General features: G+C 70.9%; 25 protein-coding genes. 11 read left to right on the top strand and 14 right to left on the bottom strand.

What is annotated here, in order from left to right:
* Nucleotides 1–5 precede the first annotated feature (5 nt).
* Both QNO09_RS14895 and QNO09_RS14890 read left to right on the top strand, forming a co-directional pair.
* On the top strand, nucleotides 6–500 hold the full coding sequence (locus QNO09_RS14895) for an amidase family protein (protein WP_283970649.1): 495 nt from the start codon (nucleotides 6–8) through the stop codon (nucleotides 498–500).
* A 145-nt stretch (nucleotides 501–645) separates the two neighbouring features.
* Nucleotides 646–876 (top strand): hypothetical protein, encoded by a 231-nt coding sequence (locus QNO09_RS14890; RefSeq protein ID WP_283970648.1) that lies wholly within the window; start codon nucleotides 646–648, stop codon nucleotides 874–876.
* Between the two features lie 21 nt (nucleotides 877–897).
* Here the strand turns inward: QNO09_RS14890 and QNO09_RS14885 are convergent, their stop codons facing one another.
* The 7 genes from QNO09_RS14885 to QNO09_RS14855 all read right to left on the bottom strand — a co-directional run bounded on the left by QNO09_RS14885 (nucleotide 898) and on the right by QNO09_RS14855 (nucleotide 5327).
* The gene (locus QNO09_RS14885; protein ID WP_283970647.1) at nucleotides 898–1191 is read right to left on the bottom strand and encodes a hypothetical protein; all 294 of its coding nucleotides are present in this window, start codon (nucleotides 1189–1191) and stop codon (nucleotides 898–900) included.
* 92 nt (nucleotides 1192–1283) lie between these two features.
* Nucleotides 1284–1991 (bottom strand): hypothetical protein, encoded by a 708-nt coding sequence (locus QNO09_RS14880; protein WP_283970646.1) that lies wholly within the window; start codon nucleotides 1989–1991, stop codon nucleotides 1284–1286.
* 117 nt (nucleotides 1992–2108) lie between these two features.
* Nucleotides 2109–3221, bottom strand: coding sequence for a DNA alkylation repair protein (locus QNO09_RS14875; RefSeq protein ID WP_283970645.1), 1113 nt, complete (start codon nucleotides 3219–3221; stop codon nucleotides 2109–2111).
* A 101-nt stretch (nucleotides 3222–3322) separates the two neighbouring features.
* Complete coding sequence (locus QNO09_RS14870; protein ID WP_283970644.1) at nucleotides 3323–3619, bottom strand: hypothetical protein; 297 nt, start codon at nucleotides 3617–3619, stop codon at nucleotides 3323–3325.
* A 353-nt stretch (nucleotides 3620–3972) separates the two neighbouring features.
* Nucleotides 3973–4494, bottom strand: a complete 522-nt coding sequence (locus QNO09_RS14865; protein WP_283970643.1) for a hypothetical protein — start codon at nucleotides 4492–4494, stop codon at nucleotides 3973–3975.
* A 21-nt stretch (nucleotides 4495–4515) separates the two neighbouring features.
* Entirely contained in the window at nucleotides 4516–4884 is a 369-nt protein-coding gene (locus QNO09_RS14860) for an ArsR/SmtB family transcription factor (protein ID WP_283970642.1), read from the bottom strand.
* The gene (locus tag QNO09_RS14855) at nucleotides 4881–5327 is read right to left on the bottom strand and encodes an SRPBCC domain-containing protein (RefSeq protein WP_283970641.1); all 447 of its coding nucleotides are present in this window, start codon (nucleotides 5325–5327) and stop codon (nucleotides 4881–4883) included. Before QNO09_RS14855 ends, QNO09_RS14860 begins: the two co-directional genes overlap by 4 nt.
* A 503-nt stretch (nucleotides 5328–5830) precedes the next feature.
* On the opposite strand from QNO09_RS14855, the gene QNO09_RS14850 reads away from it, so the two are divergent.
* Nucleotides 5831–6013 carry a hypothetical protein gene (locus tag QNO09_RS14850; RefSeq protein ID WP_283970640.1) on the top strand — a complete coding sequence of 61 codons (183 nt, stop codon included), beginning with the start codon at nucleotides 5831–5833 and terminating at the stop codon, nucleotides 6011–6013.
* Here QNO09_RS14850 and QNO09_RS14845 read toward each other — a convergent pair.
* Nucleotides 6010–6225: a hypothetical protein gene (locus tag QNO09_RS14845; RefSeq protein ID WP_283970639.1), complete on the bottom strand. Its 216-nt coding sequence runs from the start codon at nucleotides 6223–6225 to the stop codon at nucleotides 6010–6012. The two genes, QNO09_RS14850 and QNO09_RS14845, sit on opposite strands and share 4 nt — an antisense overlap.
* 962 nt (nucleotides 6226–7187) lie before the next feature.
* Between QNO09_RS14845 and QNO09_RS14840 the strand changes: the two genes are divergently transcribed.
* Nucleotides 7188–7952, top strand: a complete 765-nt coding sequence (locus QNO09_RS14840) for a restriction endonuclease (protein WP_283970638.1) — start codon at nucleotides 7188–7190, stop codon at nucleotides 7950–7952.
* A 185-nt stretch (nucleotides 7953–8137) separates the two neighbouring features.
* Nucleotides 8138–8563: a DUF6003 family protein gene (locus QNO09_RS14835; RefSeq protein WP_283970637.1), complete on the top strand. Its 426-nt coding sequence runs from the start codon at nucleotides 8138–8140 to the stop codon at nucleotides 8561–8563.
* A 191-nt stretch (nucleotides 8564–8754) separates the two neighbouring features.
* Here the strand turns inward: QNO09_RS14835 and QNO09_RS14830 are convergent, their stop codons facing one another.
* Nucleotides 8755–9960 (bottom strand): glycoside hydrolase family 64 protein, encoded by a 1206-nt coding sequence (locus QNO09_RS14830; RefSeq protein WP_283970636.1) that lies wholly within the window; start codon nucleotides 9958–9960, stop codon nucleotides 8755–8757.
* A gap of 99 nt (nucleotides 9961–10059) precedes the next feature.
* Nucleotides 10060–10653, bottom strand: a complete 594-nt coding sequence (locus QNO09_RS14825) for a DUF998 domain-containing protein (RefSeq protein WP_283970635.1) — start codon at nucleotides 10651–10653, stop codon at nucleotides 10060–10062.
* Nucleotides 10654–10790: 137 nt separating this feature from the next.
* Between QNO09_RS14825 and QNO09_RS14820 the strand changes: the two genes are divergently transcribed.
* From QNO09_RS14820 to QNO09_RS14805, 4 genes are all read left to right on the top strand, one after another.
* Nucleotides 10791–11789: an inorganic phosphate transporter gene (locus QNO09_RS14820; protein WP_283970634.1), complete on the top strand. Its 999-nt coding sequence runs from the start codon at nucleotides 10791–10793 to the stop codon at nucleotides 11787–11789.
* A 384-nt stretch (nucleotides 11790–12173) separates the two neighbouring features.
* Nucleotides 12174–13004 (top strand): PP2C family protein-serine/threonine phosphatase, encoded by an 831-nt coding sequence (locus QNO09_RS14815; RefSeq protein WP_283970633.1) that lies wholly within the window; start codon nucleotides 12174–12176, stop codon nucleotides 13002–13004.
* 60 nt (nucleotides 13005–13064) lie between these two features.
* Nucleotides 13065–14066: an MASE1 domain-containing protein gene (locus tag QNO09_RS14810; protein ID WP_502962298.1), complete on the top strand. Its 1002-nt coding sequence runs from the start codon at nucleotides 13065–13067 to the stop codon at nucleotides 14064–14066.
* A gap of 45 nt (nucleotides 14067–14111) precedes the next feature.
* Entirely contained in the window at nucleotides 14112–14609 is a 498-nt protein-coding gene (locus QNO09_RS14805; RefSeq protein ID WP_283970631.1) for a molybdenum cofactor biosysynthesis protein, read from the top strand.
* Nucleotides 14610–14625: 16 nt separating this feature from the next.
* Here the strand turns inward: QNO09_RS14805 and QNO09_RS14800 are convergent, their stop codons facing one another.
* The 3 genes from QNO09_RS14800 to QNO09_RS14790 all read right to left on the bottom strand — a co-directional run bounded on the left by QNO09_RS14800 (nucleotide 14626) and on the right by QNO09_RS14790 (nucleotide 17851).
* Entirely contained in the window at nucleotides 14626–15285 is a 660-nt protein-coding gene (locus QNO09_RS14800) for a YceI family protein (protein ID WP_283970630.1), read from the bottom strand.
* Between the two features lie 191 nt (nucleotides 15286–15476).
* Nucleotides 15477–16589: a transferase gene (locus QNO09_RS14795; RefSeq protein ID WP_349636969.1), complete on the bottom strand. Its 1113-nt coding sequence runs from the start codon at nucleotides 16587–16589 to the stop codon at nucleotides 15477–15479.
* Nucleotides 16586–17851, bottom strand: a complete 1266-nt coding sequence (locus QNO09_RS14790) for a glycosyltransferase family 4 protein (protein ID WP_283970629.1) — start codon at nucleotides 17849–17851, stop codon at nucleotides 16586–16588. The genes QNO09_RS14795 and QNO09_RS14790 overlap by 4 nt, the downstream gene beginning before the upstream one ends.
* A gap of 217 nt (nucleotides 17852–18068) precedes the next feature.
* Here QNO09_RS14790 and QNO09_RS14785 point away from each other — a divergent pair, with 217 nt between their 5' ends.
* Together QNO09_RS14785 and QNO09_RS14780 are read left to right on the top strand one after the other, a co-directional pair.
* On the top strand, nucleotides 18069–19784 hold the full coding sequence (locus QNO09_RS14785; protein ID WP_283970628.1) for a VanW family protein: 1716 nt from the start codon (nucleotides 18069–18071) through the stop codon (nucleotides 19782–19784).
* 116 nt (nucleotides 19785–19900) lie between these two features.
* Complete coding sequence (locus QNO09_RS14780) at nucleotides 19901–21298, top strand: Tat pathway signal sequence domain protein (protein ID WP_283970627.1); 1398 nt, start codon at nucleotides 19901–19903, stop codon at nucleotides 21296–21298.
* A 45-nt stretch (nucleotides 21299–21343) separates the two neighbouring features.
* Here QNO09_RS14780 and QNO09_RS14775 read toward each other — a convergent pair whose 3' ends face one another.
* Nucleotides 21344–22123, bottom strand: a complete 780-nt coding sequence (locus QNO09_RS14775) for a carbonic anhydrase (RefSeq protein WP_451520488.1) — start codon at nucleotides 22121–22123, stop codon at nucleotides 21344–21346.
* Between the last annotated feature and the right edge of the window lie 125 nt (nucleotides 22124–22248).

Below are 22248 nucleotides of genomic sequence, written 5' to 3'. Positions count from 1 at the left end.
AACTGGTGGGGGCGTTCACCACGCTGTGGAACCTCGGCGGCGCGGGGATCCCGCTGGCGGATCCGGACCGTGTCGAGCCACACAACCGCGCTCTGCGTGACGCGGCGCGCTCGATCGACTCCTGGGCCTACGCGGAAGCGGTGCTGAGGACTCAGCGGTTGTCGCGGCGCGTCGTCGAGGGCTTCCTCGCCGGCTTCGACCTCCTGGTCACTCCCACGATGGTGTGCCTTCCGCCGCCGATCGGCGCCTGGCGGGCCGGCACCGAGGAGGATCCGTCGGCGGCCCTGAGGAACAGCTACCCCATGGGGGTGTTCACGTCGCTGTTCAACGTCACGGGCCAACCGGCGATCTCCCTCCCCGTCCACCACGACCCCGCCACCGGCCTCCCCGTCGGGGTCCAGATCGTCGCCGCGCCCTGGCGCGAGGAGCTTCTGCTCCAGGTGGCCCAAGTGATCGAGCGGGCACTCCCCCGGGCCGACCGCCGACCCTCCGTCGGCTGACCGGACACGACAGCGCCCGCCCTGCCGGTCGAGCAGGGCGGGCGCGACAGGGTCAGGTCCGCCGAGGCGTCGCGAACGGCCGTCCTGTGCACGGACGTTGGCCGTTCGGCGGAGACTGATCTCCTCGTCCCGGTAGCCTCGCGCCATGGACCAACTGCCCGCGAGTGTGGACCACGACATCCTGGCGCACCGGAGCATCACCGCGATCGCGACGATCCGCGAGACGTGGGGCTGCACGGTCCCCCAGGCACTCGACGCCTACGTGCAGCGTTACGAGGAACTCCGTCGCGACCGCCGGGGCGACCTCAAGCCGGGCTCGGAAGAAGAGCACGGCTCGCGGTCGGCACCCGTGGCGGGCGACGCCAAGAACCCGTAGGTGAGGGCCGGGTGCCCATGGTCAGGCGTTGGCATGGCGACGCCAGGTCGCCCTCCGCGGAGCGGCATGGTGCACCGGCTCATCCGGCCGGTGAGCCTGCCGACGCGACAGCCACAGCGACGTCATGGCCAGCAGGGCGGTGAAGACCACCAGCAACACCACCGAGACCCACATCTGCCGGCTTCCGGGGTTGTCCCACCCCGCCGAAGCTGCCGTGGCGGCCCACAAGACGGCGCCCCCGGCGTAGAAGGTGCGCATCCTGCGCAGCTGCCGCAGGGCTCGTACGGATTCAGCGTGATCGTTTTCCGAGGCCATGCCGACGCAGGTACCCGCGATCCACGTCCCCTATCAGCCTGGGTCACCTTTCTTCGCGTAGGGAGGACCGCGACCTTCGCTGTGCGTCGTGATCAGGGCGACTCGGGCAACGCCGACCGGTCCCGGTGGTGTTCGAGGAGGTAGGGCTCGTCGAGACGTACGTCGTCGGCGCGGTGGCGTCCGTCGGTGAGGAGCCAGTCCAGCAGTTCCGGGGTGGCGTGGTACTCGTCGTAGAAGCCCATGTGCAGGTCGGTGATCTCGAACTCGACCAGCACGTCGTCGATGAGGTCGGCCAGTTGCGCGTCGGCGGCCGGGGTGCGGGTGGTGGTCCACAGGTCCAGCCAGGCGCGCAGGCTGCCGGTGGCGACGGTGAGGAGGCTGAGGACCTTCCTGATGGGGACGGGGCCGGGGTGGGTGTGCAGCGTGGCCTGCCACCATGCGGACCAGACGTCGCGGAGGGCCCTGCTCAGGGGCGCGTCCCAGGTGGTCCAGTCCGCTGCGACCAGCAGCGAGGCGATGAGGTTTTCGTCGACATGGAGCCGGCCGGTGACGGCGGAACGGCTGATGCGTGGCGTGAGACGGCGGTAGAGACGGGGGAAGTCGTCCCAGTGGTTTGGCGCTTCGCCCGCGACGGCGGACACCAGATCCTCGGCGATGAGGTCGAGCGGTCCGGAGAGTGCGGTCAGGTCCTGGGCGCCGTAGCAGTACGTGCACCCGGCGACGGAGAAGGGCTCTTCGGAGGCGAAGGCGCGGTCCAGGGCGTCAAGCGCTGTCATGAGCTGCTGCCGGTGGCGAGACATGGCGACCTGCTGGGGGACTCCGTCCGGACGATCGGCGAAGATCGCAGATTATCAGCTGGTCGCCCGGTGCCCCCGGGGCGGTGCTGTGGGGTATGCGCCCGCACCGCGAGTCGGGTGTCAGGGTGTGTCCTCGTCGGTCAGTTCGAAGTCGGCGCGGGCTGACTCGACTCCGTTGATCTGCAAGGAGACGGCGTGCTGTCCGGGGTAGTAGCGGCGGGTCGTGATCGGCCGGAAGGAGTGCTCGCGGCTTACCTGGACGCGTTCCCCGGGTGCGAGGGTGCGGGTGGTCAGCTTGAACGTCTTGCCCGTCCGGCCGCCGTTGGCCTTGCGGTGGTGCACGATGTAGTCGATCGTGAGCCGCGCCTGGGCGTCGCCGGTGTTGTGGATCGATGCGGTGAAGCGGACGCCGCCGCCGAACGGGACGGTCAGGCGGTCCAGATGGGGTCCGTCGACCTCCACCGCCGCGGGGCCGAAGCCGAGCAGTGCCAGCGCTTCGGGGTGGCCGCGTTTGACGAGGGTGCGCAGTCCGTGGCGCACGAGGCGTTCCGTGGCCGCGTCGGGATCGTCCAGCCAGCGGCGGGCGGTGGTGATGACGAGGTCGGGGTGGTCGCGGCTGAGGTCGTTGAGGTGGTTGGCGACCGAGCGGCGCACGTAGTCGCTCTCGTCACGGTAGAGGGCGTCCAGGAGGGGGACCGTTGCTCCGGGCCGAGCCAGGATGTCCGGCACCCGCACCGACCAGGGCAGGTAGGGACGGGTTCCCTCGGAGGCGAGCCTGCGTACGTCGGCGTCGGCCGAGCCCGTCCAGCCGTTGATGATGCCGAGGGCCCGGTCCAGGTCGTGCCGCAGCAGTGTTCTGATGGCGAACTCCGAGGTGAGACGCCCGGTGAGGTCTGCGAGCAGCGTCATCGCATCGTCGAAGGCGGGGTCGCTGCCGTCCTGGACCGCGCGGGTGGCGAGAGCGCTGGTGACCGGCCAGATCAGCCATCCCGAGAAGTGCGGGGCGTTGTCCCGGGCGGAGCGAAGGGTGCGGGCCAGTGCCGCGTAGTCGCCGGGCAGGTCTGTCAGGAGAGCGTCTCGCAGCAGGTCGGCCCGCTCCCTCAGGGACAGCGGGGCGATCTGTTGCGGGGCGGCGCGCAGTGACGTGAGGACGGCGTCCGGAGCGGCGCTCTGAACGGCCTGGATGAGGCTCTGTACGGTGTCGCGGCCGATGAGCTCGTCGGCGGATGGCATGCGGTCTCTTCCATGTGGTGAGGGTGATGAGGATGGTGGGGGGTGATGAGCCGACTCGGTTCCCGGTGGTGACATCCGCCCGTCGACCCGGTCGCGGGCGGTCAGGGGCTGTCCCCGCAGTGGTAGAAGCGGCATGTCACGCCGGGGCCCGGTAGCCGCGCCTCGTCCGGGCCGGGACCGTACAGCGCGCGTCCGCCGGGGAACTGCCCGAGTTCGGTGGGCAGCGCGGCTCCCGAGTCCATCTCGTTCGGCGTCCACCCCGTGACGTCCAGCAGCAGTCCGTCCAGCGGCCCGCCGATGAGGTGGGCGTACGTCTGTCCCGGGCGGGGGCCCGGGTCGGGGTCGTCGTGGTCATGGCCGTAGACCCGGCCGCGCAGCAGCTGCTCATCTCCGTTCATGAGCCCAGCCTTCCAGCCACCACTGACAACGCGCGGGCTCGCCATGGGCGCCATGAGTGGTCCGGCCGCGCTGGGACCGCGTGCGGCTCGCCGGGATCGTGGCCCTTCGTACCGGAAGGCCGATGATGAAGGCATGACCGACCGTGACGCGTTCCTCGGATGGGTCGGCACCGCCCGGTGCGTTCCCGAGGTCCATGCCCCGACGAGGACGACCCGCTCCAGACGGAGCCGGTGGTATTCGACCTCGGTGACGTCCAGGGGCGGAGCTCGCGCTGCACAACGGTGACGCGGCTCCCCGCCGGGCGCTCTGGTCGCCGCGGAGGAGGCCGAGGGCGGGCACCGGGGCCCGCCGCTCACAGCCCCGGATGCACCTCGGTTCCGGGCAGTCCGGCCGGGGGCACCGTGCCGGTGCCCGCGCGAAGGTCGAGGAGTTGCCGCGTGTGTCTGGGCACGTGGTCCTCCGCGAGGCCGTCGATGAGGCCGGCCAGGGGGACCGGCTGGTCCAGCACCAGTTCGGAGTGGGAGACCAGGAGCGACGGCACCGGAACCGAGGCGTCCTGCTCGCTGAGCCGGTCGGCGATGTCGCACAGGACGGTGGCCTGGTCGCGGACGTGCTCGATCAGGTCCGCCCGGTCCGCGTGCTCGGCGATGATCCGGTTCAGGTTCCACGGGTCGAGGCTGATCCGGTTGTCGAAGGTGGGTCGTGAACCGGCGACCACACCCAGGGCGACGGCCGCGATCGAGGCGTCGACGCTGAGGAGGTGGGCCAGTACCTGGTCGGCGTTCCACCCGTCGTCGGCCGCCTCGCCGAGGTCGGGGCGGGCCGCGACGTCGAGAAGCCCGTCGTACGCTCCGCGCAGTGCTGCCGTGTCCATGGTGTGCGGTCCTTCTGTCGGTCAATCGGGCTGGGCGGGATTCGCTTCGTGCTCCGCCGCTTCGGCGACGCGCTTGATGTGGGCCAGCCGCCGGTCCCATTCCGCGGCGAGCGACGCCATCCACCGTGCCGTCGTGTCGAGCGCATCGGGCCGCACCGCGTACCGCACCTCGCGTCCGACGCGGCCGCCCGACACCAGTCCGGCGGCGTCGAGGACGGCGAGGTGTTTGACCACCGCCTGGCGCGAGACGGGGAGTTGCCCGGCGAGCGTCGTGGCGGTGGCCTCGCCCTGGGCGGCGAGAACGTCGAGCAGCCGGCGTCGCGTCGGATCGGCCAGCGCGCCGATGACGCTGTCGACGACGTCGGCGGCGCCGGGGTCTTGTTCCGTCACGGGGCGGGCTGCTCGGCACGCGTCTTGAGCGCGTCGAGCTCCATGGGCCAGCCTTCGCTGTGGTCCTTGCGGTTCTGACTGCGCAGTTCCTCGGACCCGGCCAGTGCCGCGAAGCCGCTCTCGACGACCCGCAGCCGCGTCCGGTCGCCTTCCTGCGTCAGCGTGAACTCCACCAGGGTGCTGTTGTTCTCGCGGAGCTCTTCGCCGGGGAAAGCGCTGGTCCAGCGGTAGGCCAGATACGTCGGCGGCTCGACCTTCTCCACGCGCACCGGGAAGTCGCCGTGCTCGGCGTTCTTCACCACCATCGACTCGCCCTCCACCGCAACGGTGCCGGGCAGGCTCGCTTTGTCGGCGACCCAGAACCCCGGCTGGGCCACCAGCGACCAGACGCGCTCCAGGGGCGCTGCGATCAGGGTTTCGCGTTCGATCCGGTCTTCGGTCATGAGGGGCTCCTTCAGTGATCCCGTCTTCTGCAACTCCACAGTTGCACATGCCGCATGCCTGCGCAACCTGAGGGTTGCACTTCGAGTGGCAGGGGTACTCGGAGCGTCCCGGGCGGCCGTTCCACGCGGCCGGCATTCGTGCTGGTCAGCGGTCGCTCCAGCGTTCCGGTGTCCCGGAGTGGCCGCCTTCTGTGGCGACCGGGACGCATCCCGGAACAGGCTTCGGTCGTCCGAGCAGTTCACCGGACCACATCGAGATCTCCATGGTGCGAGGTGGGTGTCGCGGCGGTGTCTCTCACCACCACCGCGACCGCCACCGCCACCGCCGACAGCACTGGCGACACCGTGCGGGCCTGCGAAACCAAGTACCTGACCTTCAAGCTGAGCTCGCAGACACAGGCGGGCGGCTACTTCCTCGTCACCGCCAAGGCCAAGTCCGGCGTCACCTGCTACCTGAAGGGCGTCTTCCCTCCGCCTCCTTCGGCTCCTCCCCCGACATCGAGGTGTCGCCGGCCGAGCACAGTGTCAGCGAGAACGTCACCCTGTCCGGCTCCCGCGCCGCCTACGCCGGCAACAGCCACAAGACCACGAACGACGACCACGGCGGGCAGTTCGACCGGATCCACCTGCGGCCCAGGTATCCCGACGTGCCACTCAACCGCCCGGTACGGGAGGGGCCTCGCTAGGCGAGCCAGAGGGAGCTGCGCCGATGACGCGCCGGCGGGATGTCCACCGACTCCGCGGTATCGAGGGCGAGTCGGTCTCCGGGGGAATTCACCAGCTTCACCAGAGCCTCCACTTGGGTGCGCAGACGCTGCCGCTCCCGGCGTTCGTGCGCTGCGGACCACTCGGCGACGGAGCGGTCCCGCTGGTGTCGAGGGAACGAGTAGATCTCCACCGTGCGCCGGATCCTGCGAGGTCGGGGCCTTCTGGCCTCTCTTGCCGCATCGGTGAGGCTGCGTGCGCTGTACCGGAGATCGTGGAGAACCACGTAATGCCAGGGCGTTCCTGACGAGCGGTCATCTGCGCTCCGGCTCGGTGAAGGGGGAAGATGGCGGGCGGTGCGAGCCATGGGACTCCTGTCGCGGCAACCACCAGGTATCTCCTGGCGGGCTACCTGAAGCCGGTCGGCCCTGTGGAGCGCGCGTTTCCCATGCGCGACACCCTATGCCGCCCCTTCCGCGTGCGCAGGCTCGTTGTGTGTCCCACACCTCTGCCCCGGACATCGGCCGTGCCAGGATGTCGGCATGGTTCTGACCCGAAAGGGCGATGCCGCGTAGGCGTCCCAGGCTGCCCGCGCCGAGCGGTGGCGGCCGTACGAGCACATGCCGGTGCGCCGGATCCCGTCCGTATCGGCTCGGACCCGGGCCGCGGTGCAGCGTGTGAGGCCGAGCATCTGTGGCCGGACGCCGTTGCCCACGCTCTCCGGCGGTTCGAGTGGGCTTTCCGTCAGCCGGGACGCTGTCTGACCGGCCCTTACGACAGTCCGGCATCGAGATCGAGGACGGCCGAGACGCCCTGGAAGTGGCCCTGTGACACCTGCCGAGTGGAGCCCGGGCGGATCTGGGTCGTCTGGTGGAGCGCATCGACGCAGAGTTCGCGCGCCGTACGCTCCCGGATCCGGGGTGGGCGAGCGAGTGGACGGCGGGACGCTGCTGGTGGCGCATTCGGGAACGAGTGACGACGGAGTTCGGCGGCCCGGTGAGGTCCGCGCCTTCCGGTAGCAGCTGGTCGCCTCCGGACCAGACCCCGTGCTCTCCGGCAGGGACACCTCACGCAGGGCGGCGTGAGCGGTGAAGGTGGCGATCTTGGGAAGACGGTGGGGGTGATCTTGCTGTTGGTCCCAAGAGGGGGGATGTCGTGACAATGCCTGGGCGCCGTACACCGTTCGCGAAACGCCGGTATGGGTTCGATCTTCGGTCGACCGCCCTGTTCTTCCTGTTCCTCGCCGTGGTCGTGTGCGTCCTCGGGCTCGCCGCCCGCGTGGTGGCGGATGCCGTCGAGCGGCGTCCTGCCTGGATGTTCGTGCTGGTCGCGGTGGGTGTCGCGGGATGTCTGGGCCTACGGCGCCGGGTGCACCTGGCGAGGGCGGCCCGCCGGGCCGCGGCAGCGCTCGACGAGGCGGCGAGGGAGGCTGCCGATGTACTGGAGGCGCCCCCCGTGCCTCGCCCGCGGGCGGCCGTCGAGGTCGCCGTCGACTACGACGCCCTCACACCCGAGGAGTTCGAGGAGGCGATAGCCGCCCTCTGCGAACGCGACGGCTGCTCCGGTGTCGACGTCGTGGGAGGCGCCGGGGACCTGGGCGCCGATGTCATGGCCGCGACGCCCGACGGGCGGCGGGTCGTCATCCAGTGCAAGCACTACGCCCCCTCCCATCGCGTCGGCTCCCAGGACCTCCAGCGTTTCGGCGGCACGTGCTTCACCGTGCACGAGGCCGACATCGCCGTGCTCGTCTGCACGAGCGACTTCACAGCACCGGCGGTCGAGTACGCCGACCAGTGCGGGATCGTGTGCGTCGACCGGGAGACCCTGGAGGCGTGGACGGAGGGCACCGGCCCCCGGCCCTGGGAGACCGCCCGGGGTGGCGGGGCAGCCGGATGGGAGACAGCCGGTGCCGAGCACTGAGGCGTGCCGGGCGAGGTGACAGGCGTGCGGCGTGATAGCTGTGCCCGGCCCCCGGTTTCTGAGCTGGGGCGATGTGACACCGCCCGCACGCGGGTGGCCCTACCCGTTCGGGGTGATGCGGCGGTAATCCGCGCGCGGCGGGGTAATGGGATGGCGATCAGCCACCTGTTGAGAAGGAGCCGCGGATGACCGACGACGCCTACTTGTTCCTGCTTGACGACGTGTCCGCGCCGCTCGGTGTGGCGCCGGCCGCCGTCGGTGAACTCGCCTGTATGGAGACTCCCGCGGTTCGCGCCTGGCTCGACGCCCAGGGCAGCACGCCGACCTCGCCACACCTGCGTCTGCTGCCGCCGGAGGAGACGGCGGCCGTGCCCGAGGGAGCGGAACGACTGCCCGTCCCGCTGAGCGACGAGGAGCTGAACCGCCTCCGTCACCAGCTGGCACCGGAGCCGCTGGCCCGGCTGGAGGAGGAACTGCTCGCCTACCGTGACCGTACGGACGGGCGGGACGGTCTGATCGGACGCGCACTGGCCGCCGGCGTGGCACCGCACCGCATCGTCGAACTGACCGGCGTGGATCCCGCCACGGTGACCGCCGCCGCGAGCCGTTGACGACTCGGCGCCCCCTCCACGCCGTCGAGCGGTCGAGATGAACAGCCCACGTCATGGCCCACGGAGTCCTGGTGGACGCGACCCACAGGCGAGTGCGGCTGGACCGCCGGCGCCGCGATCAGTTCGCGGCGCCGGCGGCGAGGGAGATGAAAGAGCGGAAGGCCCCGCACTCGACGGCGTTCAGTGGCCCGTCAGTTGAGTGGGTCGAGCGTGAGGTAGGCCTGGCGCGGATTGCCGTCGTGCACCAGTGACTCATGATGGCCCACGTCATCGAAGGCGAAGGCGTACGCCTTTCCGTCAGCCATCTGGGCGTGGATCTTGCGTGCGTAGTGATTGGTGACGTTGTCCTTGTAGAAGTCGGCGGAAATCGCATCGGGCTGATGGGCGTTGACCAGCAGGGTGGAGCGGTTGAAGCCGGCGCACAGGGTGCGTGAGATCGGCCCGCGTATGCGGTCGTTCGGGGCGTCGAGGTTCCTGTGACAGCCGAAGACCGAGGAGGCGTCCGGCTTCTGGAAGCCGGTGACCACCGCCCCGGCGCTGTCGGTGAAGTTCATGACGCCGCCGGAGACCCGGCCGTAGTACTTGATGCCGGGCCGGTCGGCGAACGGGGTCACCGTCAGGGTGGAGGTGGAGTACTTCCGCCAGACGCGGTTGATGTAGTCGTCCATGACGGTGGCGGGCAGCGCGCCGGTCTCGAGCCCGTACAGGGGCGACAGGGCGCGCAGCACGGTCCCGTCGGGGCGGGTCTGGATCAGGTTGGCCCAGCCACCGGGCTGTCCCCTGAGGGCGTTGAAGAAGCCGTGGTATCCGCCGGGCTTGAGCCGCCCGGTGCTCACGGTGCTCCCGTCGGCTCGCTGCACTCCCACCGCGTAGGGGGCGGAGAACATGTCGACCTGGGTGCTGTTGATCCACAGGCCCGAGTCGTTGAGGGTGTACTCCGACCAGTTGAACAGGATGTTCCGGTTGGGGTCGGTCGGGTTCTGCACGGCGGGTTGGACCAGGCCCCCGGTGGTGAGCTTGAAGACCAGTTTCTGACCGTAGGAGAAGTACACGCGGCCGGAGAACTTCGGCATGCGGATGGTGGCCGACTGCCCTGCCGCCGGGCCCGGGATCGAGGCGTCGGGGGCGGGAGTCGGGGGGTTGCCGCCCACCGGCCAGGGGTGGAAGGTGCCGCCCGCGTCGGCCCAGCCCTGCCGTCCGGACGAGAGTTCGGTGCCGAGGTTGTAGATGTACAGCTGCTCGCCACGGGCCGAGTTGTTGGTGATCTTCAGAGGGATGGTCGCCGGGACGGCGGCGTGGGCCGGCGCACCCGCTCCGGTCGCCAGCAGTGAGCCGGCGAGGATCGTGGCGAGGGACAGCCCCGCAGCCGTGACCCGGCGTCTGAGAGTTCGGAACACGCTCTGCCTCCGTTCGACAGTTGGCCGATTCGGTGTTCTGAGAGCGCTCTCAGCGTTCCGCGTTGGTCCGTACCTGTCAATGCCTGCGGACGCACTCGGTCATGTCGGGGAGCCGTCACGCAGAGAGGCGCGCAGGCAGGAGAGGACGACGACGAAGGGCCAGAGCGACTGGATGGTCGTCACCGCGCGCTCGGCCACGCCGACCACGCCGTGGGAATGCAGCTCGACCAGGAACCAGGCCGCCCCGGCCGCCATCACTGCGGCCGCCCCCAAGGAGGAAAGCAGGGCCCACGGCACGGCGGCACCGGCCCTGGCGGCCAGGACGGGCCAGGCCGCGAGCACGGCGAAGCCCACGGCGGCCACGGAACCGTGACTCAGGGAGCCTCCGCTGCTCGGCGCCGGAACCACCGCCACCACCAGCGCCGACACTCCCCCGGCCGCCAGCGCCATCCGTCCCGGGGCCGCGGCCGGACGCAGCCCCCACGCCGTCAGCAGGTGGCAGAAGCCCAACGCGACGAACGCCGCCGCCATCACCCAGGAACCCGAGTCTCCGGGAGCCGCCAGGACGCTGATCGTCTGGGCGGCGGGGTCGTACGGGGATCCCTGCAGCGACGCCGCCACCAGCCAGCCCATGATCAGGACGACCGGCGCACACCCCGACGACACCAGTGCCCACGTTGGTACGGATCGCATCAGGGCACCGTAAAACGGTGCATCCGCGTCACCGAGTGCCTCCGTGGAGTGCGCCCCGCGTGGCGTAGCCACACCGTCCGCCGGGCCGGGAGAAGCGCAGGATGGAACCGTGCGGTCGGCGGTGAAAGGTGATCGGCATGGAGCTCACTCTCGTGGTGCTGATCATCATCGTGGGCCTGACGTTCGACTTCACCAACGGCTTCCACGACGCCGCGAACGCGATCGCCACCTCGATCTCCACCAGGGCCCTGACCCCGCGCGTGGCACTGGCCATGGCCGCGGTGATGAACTTCTGCGGCGCCTTCCTCGGGACCGAGGTCGCGCAGACCGTCGGCAGCGGCATCATCGGAGCGCCCCAGGCGATCTCGGGGCTGCTGCTGGTCCTGTGCGCGCTCCTCGGCGCCATCGGGTGGAACGTGTTCACGTGGTGGCGGGGGCTGCCCACCTCGTCCTCGCACGCCCTGATCGGCGGGCTGGTCGGCGCCGCGCTCGCCGCGTCCGCCACGGTGTACTGGTCGGGCATCGTGGACAAGGTCATCCTGCCGATGCTGCTGTCCCCGCTGGTCGGCGTGGTGCTCGGGTACCTGCTGCACATCGGCATCCTCTGGCTGTTCCGCCGATCGACACCACGGCGCCTCACACGGCGGTTCCGTCTCGCGCAGACCGTCTCCGCCGCCGCCATGGGGCTGGGGCACGGCTTGCAGGACGCACAGAAGACCATGGGGGTCATCGTGCTGGCGCTGGTCACGGCCGGCTGGCAGGACGACTTCTCCGTGCCGGTGTGGGTGATCGCGGTCGTGGCGGCCGCCATGGCGGCCGGGACGTACACGGGCGGGCGCCGCATCATCACCACCCTGGGGCGGCGCATCGTGCATCTCGATCCGCCGCGCGGGTTCGCCGCCGAGACCGCGGCCGCGGCCGTCCTCTACACGACCGCGTTCCTGTTGAAGGCGCCGATCTCGACCACCCAGACGATCACCGCGGCCATCCTGGGTGCCGGTGCCACCAAGCGCTTCTCCGCCGTACGCTGGCAGGTGGTCGGTTCGATCGGTACCGCCTGGGTCCTCACGTTTCCCGGTGCGGGGATCCCGGCCGCGGCGCTCTATCTCCTCCTGCACGCCGTCACCGGTCTGTGATCACAGCCGGAGGCCGTTCATGACCGCTCTTCCTGACCGTCGGGCGTCCGTGGAGTCGCCCGCCGGGGGTCCCGGACGGTCTTCCGATGCCCGGCTGCTTCGCCCATCCGCACCCCGCCGACGGGGCCTGCCTCTGTCATCGACCACCCGGGCCAGAGCCGCGAGCGCGGGATGCGTCCCGGCCGGACTCCCGGTGAGACGGCCCGAGGCCTGCGGGGCGGCGGCCTCCATCACGCGAGGCGGGGCGGGACGCGCGGTGAGGGCTGCCGGAGGTCGTGAAGTCGTCACATGGACCATTGCCTGAGTATCATCCTATGGACGTAAATCAGGTGATTCGCCTTCTCGGGTCGTCACCTACCGTGGCCATCCTCGCCGGAGTGATCAATGTCCCGCACCGGCACGACGGACGACGGCGACGAGCTGCTGACCCGGCTCGGGGCCCTGACGGCACAGGCGCGTGCGCAGGCCGAGATGCAGCGATCCCGGGTCGAACTGGCGATCGCCCTGCAGCGCGGCATGCTGCCGCGGGATCTGCCCCTCGCACGCGGGCTGCACCTGGCCGTGCGGTACACACCCGCCTGTCAGGGCCTCAACGTGGGCGGTGACTGGTACGACGCCTTCGCCTTGGGCGACGGCCGGGTCGGTCTGTCCATCGGCGACGTCCAGGGTCACAACATCGAGGCCGCGGCCTTCATGGGGCAGGTACGGGCCGGGCTGCGGGCGCTCGCCTCGGTCACCAGCGATCCGGGCGAGGTGCTGAAGCGGACCAACGATCTGCTGCTGTCCTTGGGCGCCGACCTGTTCGCCACCTGCACCTTCATGCGGCTCGACCCGTGTGCGGGGGTGCTGGAGAGCGCGCGGGCCGGGCATCTGCCCCGCGTCTGGGCCACGCCGGACGGGAAGTCCGGCATCACCGAGGACGAGGGCGGGCCGCCCCTGGGGGTACAGGTGGGGACCCCGTATCCGGTGACCCGGTACGAGCTCACGGCGGGCGGTGTGTTCGTGCTGCTCACGGACGGCGTCGTGGAGGGGCCGTCGATGCGGCTGGAGGAGGGACTCGACCAGGTGACGCGGCTCGCGGGCATCGCGGCGGTGGCGGGTATGGACGTCGACGCGCTCGCGGCAGCCGTGATCAAGGGTGCCGAGCGCGTGGGGCACGACGACGACGCAGCCGTCCTCGTGGTCGGACTCGACGGCCCGGACGCTCAGCCATAGGGCCGCACGACACCCGCTCCCGCCTCGCAGAGGCGGCGGCCCCGGTGTCTCATGGCTGCTGTGGTGGGTAGCCATGATCTGCGTACGCCGGTCGTCATCGCTCTGCAGACGCTGGCCGTCGCCGCCTGCTACTACGCCTCCGGGCGGCTGGGACTGCTGCGGGAACTGGTCGTCGAGGGGGCGGTCGTCACCCCCATCTGGCCCCCCACCGGCGTCTCGGTCGCCTGTCTGCTCCTCCTCGGGCTGCGCTGCTGGCCCGGAATCGCCCTGGGCGCCTTCCTCATCATCCTGTCCCTCACCTCCCCGACGCCCTCGGCTCTCGCCGTCCTGGCGGGCAACACGGCCGCCCCCGTCGTCGGGTACCTGCTGTTGCGCCGCGCCGGATTCCGCACCGACCTCGCGCGACTGCGGGACGGTCTCGCGCTGGTGTTCCTAGGTGCCTTCGCCGCCATGCTGATCAGTTCCACCACCGGCGCCGGGATCCTGATCGCCACGGGCAAGATCGAGTGGTCGGGCTTCTGGGCGGTATGGCTGGCCTGGTGGGTGGGTGACGCGATGGGCGTACTGATCGTCACACCCGTCCTGCTCCTGCTGTCCCGCGTGCGCCTGCCGCTTTCCCTGGCCCGCTGGAAGGAGGCCACGGGACTCGCGGTCATCGCCTGCTGCCTCGTGCCGCTGGCCGCGCAGAGCCCGGTCAGTCTGCTGTTCCTCGTCTACCCCCTGCTGATCTGGGCGGCGCTGCGGTTCCAACTGGCCGGCAGCTTGTTGTGCGCCCTGTTCGCCTCGGTCCTGACCACGGTGGCGGCGACCGACCGGGTCGGGCCGTTCGAACGGCTCAGCCGGGTCGAGGTGATGATGAAGCTGCAGGCCTTCAACGGGGCGATGGCGCTCACCGCCCTGATCCTGTCGGCCGTGATCACCGAGCAGATCTACACGCGGCGTTCCGTGGAGCGCGCCTGCCAGGAACTGGTCGAGGTCCTGGAGCACCTCACCGCGGGCGAGGTCGCGGACGGCCGGGCCTCTGCGGAGGACGGCGGGCACGGGCGACGGCAGGAGGAGTGACGGACCGGGCGTCGAGGGCGGTCACCCGAACGTAGGGTGGGCGCCATGGCCGAGGTGGAGGTGCTGCAACTGCTGGTGTCACCCGCGCACCGGCTGGCCGGGCGGCCGTCCGACGGGCCGTCCCCCGGTCCGTCCGACGAGCGCGTCACCCGGGTGGAGGTGCGCCGTGAGCTGGGACTGGTCGGCGACCGGTACTACGCACGACCCGCCCACCGGAACGCGGCGGTGACCATCATGGCCGCGGAGAACCTCCCCGCGGGCGCCGACCTGCGGCACACCCGCCGGAACATCCTGCTCAAGGGCGTCGACATCGACGCCTGCGTCGGTGCGACGATCTCGCTCGACTGCGGCAGAGGACCGGTGCTGTTCGCCGTGAAGCGTCCCGCCCGGCCCTGCGCGTGGATGGACGCGACCATCGGCCCCGGCGCACAGCGCGCCCTGCGCGGCCGGGGCGGTGTACGGTGCACGCCCCTGAGCGACGGAGTGCTCACGCTCGGCCCGGCCACGTTCCGGGTCGTGGCCGGGGCCGACGCCACACCGTGAGGGCGCCCCGGAGCGGTCAGCCGCCCGTCGGGGGTGTCCGGATGGCGGCGATGTCGAGTTGCAGACGCACCTTCTCGCTCACCATCGCACCACCCTCGGCCAGCCTGCTGTTGTACGTCAGGCCCCAGTCCGAGCGGTTGATGGTCGTGGTGCCGTCGAAGCCGACCCGGTCATAGCCGAAGGGGTCGGTGACACTTCCGATATAGGTCATGTCGAGTACGACGGGCCGCGTGACGCCTTTGATGGTCAGTTCGCCCGACATGCTGAACAGGTCGGCGTCCGTCTGCTCCACCGCCGTGCTGGTGAAGCGCATACGCGGATAGGTCACGGCGTCGAGGAAGTCACGGCCGACCAGGTGCGCGTCGCGTTGTTCCACCCCGGTGTCGACACTGGAGGTGAACAGCGTGATGTCGGCCCGTGACCGTGTGGGGTCGTACGCGTCGAAGTACAGCCGGCTCTCGTACTCCAGGAAACAACCGCGCACGGTGGTCACCATGGCATGCCGGACGGAGAAGCCGATCCTGCTGTGCGCGGGGTCGACGACCCATTCACCGGACAGATTCGTCAGGTTGGGGTCCGGCAGCACGGCGGTGGGGGATGCCGATGCGCCGACGGAGCGCTGTGGGGGGAGCGGTGCCTGCCGGCGGGACGGCACAACGCGGTTGAACAGGTTCATGATTCATCTAGGTACTTGACTTTGGTTATAGCCGCAAGTCCCCCTCCGATGTGCGGCAGTTGATAACGAGCCCCTGACCCCCTTTTGCCGCCGCTTTGCACAGAACCCACACATGACGGTCGCGGCGCATCACCGAAACGACCATCCGAAACTCCAGGAATTTTCATTTCGGGCATATCGGCGAATCGGTATTACGTCACCTCTATCGCGAGGTCGTTGTCGACGGTGTAGTAGGGGCGCAGGCTGGATCCGTCCGTCTCGAGCGCCGGATAGACATGTACGTGCTTGCGGTCCGCCACGTCGTCGAGCAACCGGCCGACCCTGATCGGCGCCGCCTCGGAGGTGGGCCGGACGAAGACGTCCCAGATCCGGGCCGCTCCCCCGCCGTCGTCCGTCAGCTCCCCGGGGTCGGCGGTGAAGGAGAAGCCCCGGCCATCGCCGTCGATCCGGGTGCGGAGGGTCCGTACGGTGTCGGTGCCCCGCAGACGCAGGCGCACGGTGGCGTCCTCGTGGAGATCGGCACCGTGCAGGCGGGCCGTGACCGTCACGGCCCGGTCCGTGACGTCGATCGTGCGGGTCTCCGCGTGGGTGGTGCGCCGCCACACCCTGAGCGCGAGGAAGCCGTCCTTCGTGGCGTACGGGATCCTCACCGCGACCGGCGAGGGGCGGTCGCGCAGGTGCCCGTCGACGAGGGCGCGCAGGTCCCGCAGGCCGGGACGCAGCCGTCGGCGTTCGGCTCCCGGTTCGGGCAGGAGGTACACGTCCCAGCGGCCTTCGTCGAGGGCCGGGTGCGGTTCCAGTACGGCGTGCGGACGGCCGTCGGCCCGGTCGGGTTCCAGGTCGAGGACGTGACGCGTCGTCTCGGGCCGCCCCTTCTTGGGCCGCAGCCGCAGAAGCAGCCGGGGGTGCGCGGCCGGGGTCGGCGGCAGACGGAAGGTGATCCGGCCGTCCGTGTCGATCGCGCAGTCGGCGCGCAGCTGCGCCTCGGGGGTGTCGGGCGCCGGGCTCTCCGGCGCACGCGAGGTCGCGCCCTGAGGTGGCACAGCGCCTTCGCTCGGCGTCTCCTGCATCGCACCCTCGCGCCGCGCGTCCGCTGTCACGCCATGCGAGCCCGTACGCGACGCAGTACCTGCGCTCGGCGATCCCGGCATGGCGCCCTCGCGCCGCGCGTCCGTCGTCGCGCCGTCGGGCGGCGTACGCGACGCAGCGCCCTCGCGCGGCGATGCCGACATCGCGCCCTCGCGCGGGGTGCCCGGCACGGTGTGCTCGTGCGGGCGGGTCGTCCCGTCTTCCGGTGTGTTCATCGGCGTCCCTTCCGTATCGAGCGCAGTACAGCGGCTGCAGTCGCGTGGGCGGCGTCACGGGCGGCATGGCCCCGGCCGGCCAGGGCGCTCTGGGTGCGGTGGCCCCGCGGGGCGGCCGTCCGGCCGGTGGTCCTGGCCACGGCGGCGGTCTCCAGCAGGTGTTCGGCCTGGGCGACGACGGGGCCCGGAGCGAAGCGGCGCGCGTTGTCCAGGGCGGCCCGGCTCATGCGGCGGCGGCGCTCATCATCGCCCACCAGTTCGAGCAGGGCCGCGGCGAGTGCGTCGCGGTCCCCGACCGGTACGAGCCGGCCGTCGGTTCCGTCCTGGATGATCTCGCCGGGGCCGTAGGGACAGTCGGTGCTGACGACGGGCAGTCCGCAGCGCATGGCCTCGACGATGGTCATGCCGAACGGCTCGAAGTTGGACGCGGCCGCGCCGATCGAGCCCTTGGCCCACTCGGCCTCCATGGGGGTGGCGGCGCCCATCAGGAACACGTTGTTCCACAGCCGGAGGCGCTCGATGAGCTCGCGGAGCCTCGGCTGCTCCTCGCCCTTGCCGTAGATGCGCAGCTGCCAGTCCGGGTGCGCGGCGGCGACCCGGGCGAACGCCTCGATGAGGAGGTCGTAGCGCTTGACGGGGACCAGGCGGCCCGCGGCGATCACCACCTTGGCGGTGCTGTCGGCGGGCGGCAGGACGGGGTCGGGGACGCTGTTCGGGAGGGCTTCCACATGGACGCCGGGCAGCCACATCGTGCGGCGGTAGGCGGCGGCGTCCGCTTCCGTGACGGTGGTGATCACGTCGAGGCGGCGGTAGGCGCGGCGCAGGGCGGTGCGCAGCCGCGGGGAGTGGTTGTCGAGCGTGAGGTGCTCCTGGCCGACGCGCAGGACGTGCGGTGGAGCCTGACGGGCGATGTGCACGTTGAGCCCCGGGCGGGTGCCGATGACGACGTCGGCGTCGAGGGCTTCGAGGCACTCGCCGATGCGCCGATCGGTCAGCTCGCTGTACTGGCGGTGGCGGTACTCGGCGGCCGGGAACACCTTGGCCGGTCTGTGGTGCCGCGGATCGTCCGCCTCCTTGCGCAGGTCGACCAGTGGCCGCAGCCGCACCCGGGGATCGAGGACGAGGTTCGGGTGTTCGCGGTGCCGTAGCGCGGAGACGATCTCCACGTCGTGCCGCTCGGCCAGGGCCCCGGCCAGGTTGAACGTGGTGGTGATCGTGCCTCCGATTCCATAGGCGTTGTGAATCAGGAAAGAGATCTTCATGGTGGCCTAGACCGTGTCAACGCCGGTTTCGTTGTTCGTCGTTACCACTCTGTGGCCGCGCCCGGCGACCGGGCCGGGGCGGTCAATTCCGGAATGATCTCGGACATAAGTGGTCTGGGCCATACCGCTTTGCCCTCGATGTGTGGATAGCTTGATGTGTTTGCCCGCGCATCGTCGCGTCTTCGGGTGCACCCTCATATCGATCCTCAGGAGACCCATGCGCCCCCGCACACCCTCCCTCCCGCGTTTCGCTTCCCTCCCGCCTGTCGCCCTCGTCGGCGGCGCGCTGGCCGTGGGGGCCGGTGGTCTGTATCTCGCCGGGCTGCTCCTCACGGGTGGGGAGATCGACGCGGGGACGACCGTGCGCGGTGTGGAGATCGGAGGGCTCAGCCGCCCGGAGGCGGTGCGGAAGCTGGAACGGGAGCTGGGCGCGGCCGGCGCGCAGGACCTCCCCGTGACGGTCGGCGACCGCGCGGGCACGGTCGACCCGCAGGACGCGGGCCTCTCCTACGACGTCCGGGAGACCGTCGACCGGGCGGCGCGCACCGGTGCCGATCCGGTCGACGTGTTCGGCGGTCTCTTCCGCTCGGGCGGCGACATCGAGCCGGTCGTCCGCTTCGACGAGGGCAAGGCCCGGGAGGCCCTCGGAGAGCTGGCGAAGGACCTCGACCAGACGGTCCGGGACGGCGGCGTCGCCTTCGACGACGGGCGCGTGAAGACCGTCGCGCCGCGGACGGGATACGCGCTGGACGTGAACGCCTCGGTCGAGCCGCTGCGCGACTCCTTCCTGGGGGGCACCCGAGCGCCCACTCCCCTGCCCACCCGTGAGACCCGGCCGAGGGTCACGGCCGACGAGGTGCGGCGGGCGGTGCGCACCTTCGCGGAGCCGGCCATGTCGGGCCCCGTGACGCTCACCGCGGCAGGCAGACGGTTCACGGTCGGCCAGGACGCACTGGGCGAGCATCTGACCATGCGGCCGGACGCGGGTGGTGAACTGATACCGGAGCTCGACGCGAAGGGGCTGCGCTCCGAGCCTTCCGTGGCGGGACCTCTGGACGAGATCACCACGACCGCCGAGAACGCGACACTGCGGCCGGAGGGCGACAAGGCCGTGGTGACCGAGGACGCCACGGTGGGCCGGTCGGTCACCGACAAGGCGCTGGGCAAGGCGGTGCTGCCGCTGCTCGGCAGGTCGGGCGCGACCCGCAGCGGCGAGGTGGAGGTGCGCCGGACTCAGCCGGAGGTGACCCGCGAGAACGCCGCGGAGCTGGGGCTGACGGAGAAGATGTCCTCGTTCACCGTCCGCTTCGAACCGGCCGAGTACCGCACGAAGAACATCGGCCGCGCCGTCGAGCTCATCGACGGCTCCGTCGTCGGGCCCGACGAGACCTGGAGTTTCAACCGGACCGTCGGGGAGCGCACCGAGGCCAACGGCTTCATGGACGGCATCATCATCCTCGACGACAAGTTCACCAAGGCGGCCGGCGGCGGCGTCTCCTCCGTGGCGACGACCGTGTACAACGCGCTGTTCTTCGCCGGCGTCAAGCCCGTGGAGCACGGAGCGCACTCCTTCTACATCGAGCGCTACCCGGAGGGCCGCGAGGCGACGGTCGCCTGGGGCAGCCTGGACCTGCGGTTCACCAACGACTCCGGCAAGGCCCTCTACATCCAGGCCGAGTCCACGGACACCTCCGTGACCGTCTCCTTCCTCGGCACCCGCACGTACGACGAGATCAAGTCGGAGACGGGCCCGCGGACCGAGGTGAAGAAGCCGCGGAAGAAGGTCGTCGACGACGAGGAATGCGTGCCCCAGACACCGCTGGAGGGGTTCGACGTCACCGTGGAGCGGGTCTTCTACAACGACGGCCGTGAAGTGAAGCGGGAGCCGTACCGCACGCACTACACACCGCGTGACGAGATCGTCTGCGAGTGATCCGCCCTTCGTCCGCCGCCCTCCGCAACTCTGCTTCGTGAAGCAGGCGTTGACCCGGACCGGGAGCGCCAGCACAATGAGCGCGCACCGCGTGAGAGCGCTCTCAAAGGAGATCCATGACTGGCAGACAAGGCCCGGCGCTCAGCCGGCGTTCGCTCATCGGTGCCGGACTCGGCATCAGTGCCGCGGGGCTCACCGCCGCCGGCCCGGGGCCGGCCTTCGCGGCCGGCTCTCCCCGCCCGCGCCCCGCATCGGGCCCGGCCCGGGGGCACGCCTTTCTCGCCGCCGCCATGGACGCCTACCCCGACCACGGGGGCATCCGCCTGACGCAGAGCTACGCCGACCAGGCCGGCCTGTTCAGCACCGCGTTCACCTACGACAACGCCCTCGCGATCCTGGCCCACCTCGCGGCCCGGGCCGCCGTCGGCCTGAACAGGGCCAAGGCGCTGGGCGACGCGCTGCTCTACGCCCAGGACCACGACCCGGCCCACGACGACGGCAGGCTCCGGCAGGCCTACAACGTCGGGCCGTACACCTTCTACGACGGCTCGCCGCAGCCCGACGGCTTCGTGCGGGCGGACGGCACCGTCAATGTCGGCACGCAGTTCGGCTTCACCGGCACGGCCGTCGGCGACATGGCCTGGGCGGGTATCGCGCTCAGCGCCCTGGCCCGTCGTACCGGAGCACGCCGCTTCCTCACCGGCGCCGTGCGGATCGGTGAGTGGATCGAGCGGACCGGCCGGACCGACGAGCCCCTCGGCGGCTACAAGTTCGGTGTCGACGGGGCGGATCAGAAGTTGCCGTTCACCTCGACGGAGCACAACACCGATCTGATCTGTCTCTTCGGCCGGCTCGCCAGGCTCACCGGCGAGCGGGTGTGGTGGGAGCGGCGTGCGCGGGCCGAGGCCTTCGTGCAGCGGATGTGGGAGCCGTCCGGGGGCTTCTTCTACACCGGCACCAACGACGGCGTGACGGTCAACAGGTCCCCGATCCCCGAGGACACCCAGACCTGGACGTACCTCGCACTGGGCTCGCGCGCCCGCGGCCATGCCCGCTCACTGGACTGGGCCGCGGCCGAGCTGGCCGTACGCGACCACTCCGGGCGCCCGAACAGCACGGTGCCCGTGGGGCAGTCGTACGAGGGGGTCACCTTCAGTTCGGCGAGTCTGCTCGCTGACGAGGACGCGCCGATCGCGTCCGGCCAGCCCAAGCCCGACCGCAACGGTGTCTGGTTCGAGGGGACGGCTCATCTCGCCCTCGCCCTGCGGGAGCGCGGGGCCCGAGGTGACGAGGCACGTGCCCGGTGTCTGCTCGCCTCGACCGAGCGGGCGCAGGAACTGCTGGGCGGCGGTCAGACCGTGGGGGGCAAGGCGCTTCCCGAGCAGTCCGGCGTGGTGTCGGCGAGCAGTCCGCTGGATACCGGTTTCGGTTTCGGCTACTACCCCTACCGGCACACCGGGGCGACCGCGTGGTACCTGATGGCGGCGGCTCGGTTCAATCCGCTGCGGGCGTGACGGACGGCCCGGTCCGCTGTCGCGTGCAGCGGACCGGGCGGGCTCTCAGGCCAGGCGGTGGACGGTCTGGGTCGTCAGTTCGTAGCGGGCGCCGACGATCGCCAGTCGGCCGGCGTCGGCCTTCGCGGCGAGTTCGGGCTCCGCGGCCAGCCGGGAGCGCACGAGCCGGACGTTGGCGCTCACGGTCGCGTCGATCCGGGCGTCGCCTTCCCGACGGTGGTCTATGGCCGGGCGTATCCGGTCGACGAGGTACTGCATGTGGGCGGGCAGACGCTGACCGGTCTGCTCCGCCTCGACAGCGGCTCGCACCGCGCCGCACGACTGGTGACCGAGGACGACGACCAGCGGGATGCCGAGTTCCAGGACGCCGTAGGCGACGCTGCCGAGCACGGCCTCGTCCAGGACCTCCCCTGCGGTGCGCACGGTCATCAGATCCCCCAGGCCCTGGTCGAAGACCAGCTCCGGGGGCACGCGTGAGTCGATACAGCCCAGCACGACCGCGAAGGGGTGCTGACCGGTGGCCAACTCCCGTCGTAGCGCGGGGTTCTCGTGTGGGTGACGTTCCCGGAAGGCGCGCCAGCGGCGGTTGCCCGCGGCCAGTTCGTTCCAGGCTTCGTCGGGAGTGCCGGGCCGTACGTGTGTTTCCCGGCCCGGGGCGGCGGCGGCCGGTCCGGCGGCGCCCAGGCCCGCACCGAGGGCCGCGACCCCGGTCAGGGCGGTGCGCAGAAGGGTGCGGCGGCCGGTGCCGCCGGTGGTGGGCCGTGGACCGGCGAAGGGGTGCGGTGCACGGCCGGCGCCTCTGGGGGCAGCGGAATCTGTGTTCACGGCACGAACGTATGCCCGGATCGCGGCACGCTCCGCGGTCCTTGCCGTTTCATGGTGAGAGTTGGGTGAGTGATGTTCTTACCTTGAACTGCTTTTGACGTCCCCTCAGGCAACCGGCGGAACGC

This window comes from Streptomyces sp. 378, from assembly GCF_030124145.1.
Taxonomy (GTDB): domain Bacteria; phylum Actinomycetota; class Actinomycetes; order Streptomycetales; family Streptomycetaceae; genus Streptomyces.
This window is presented reverse-complemented; position numbering and strand designations above follow the sequence as displayed.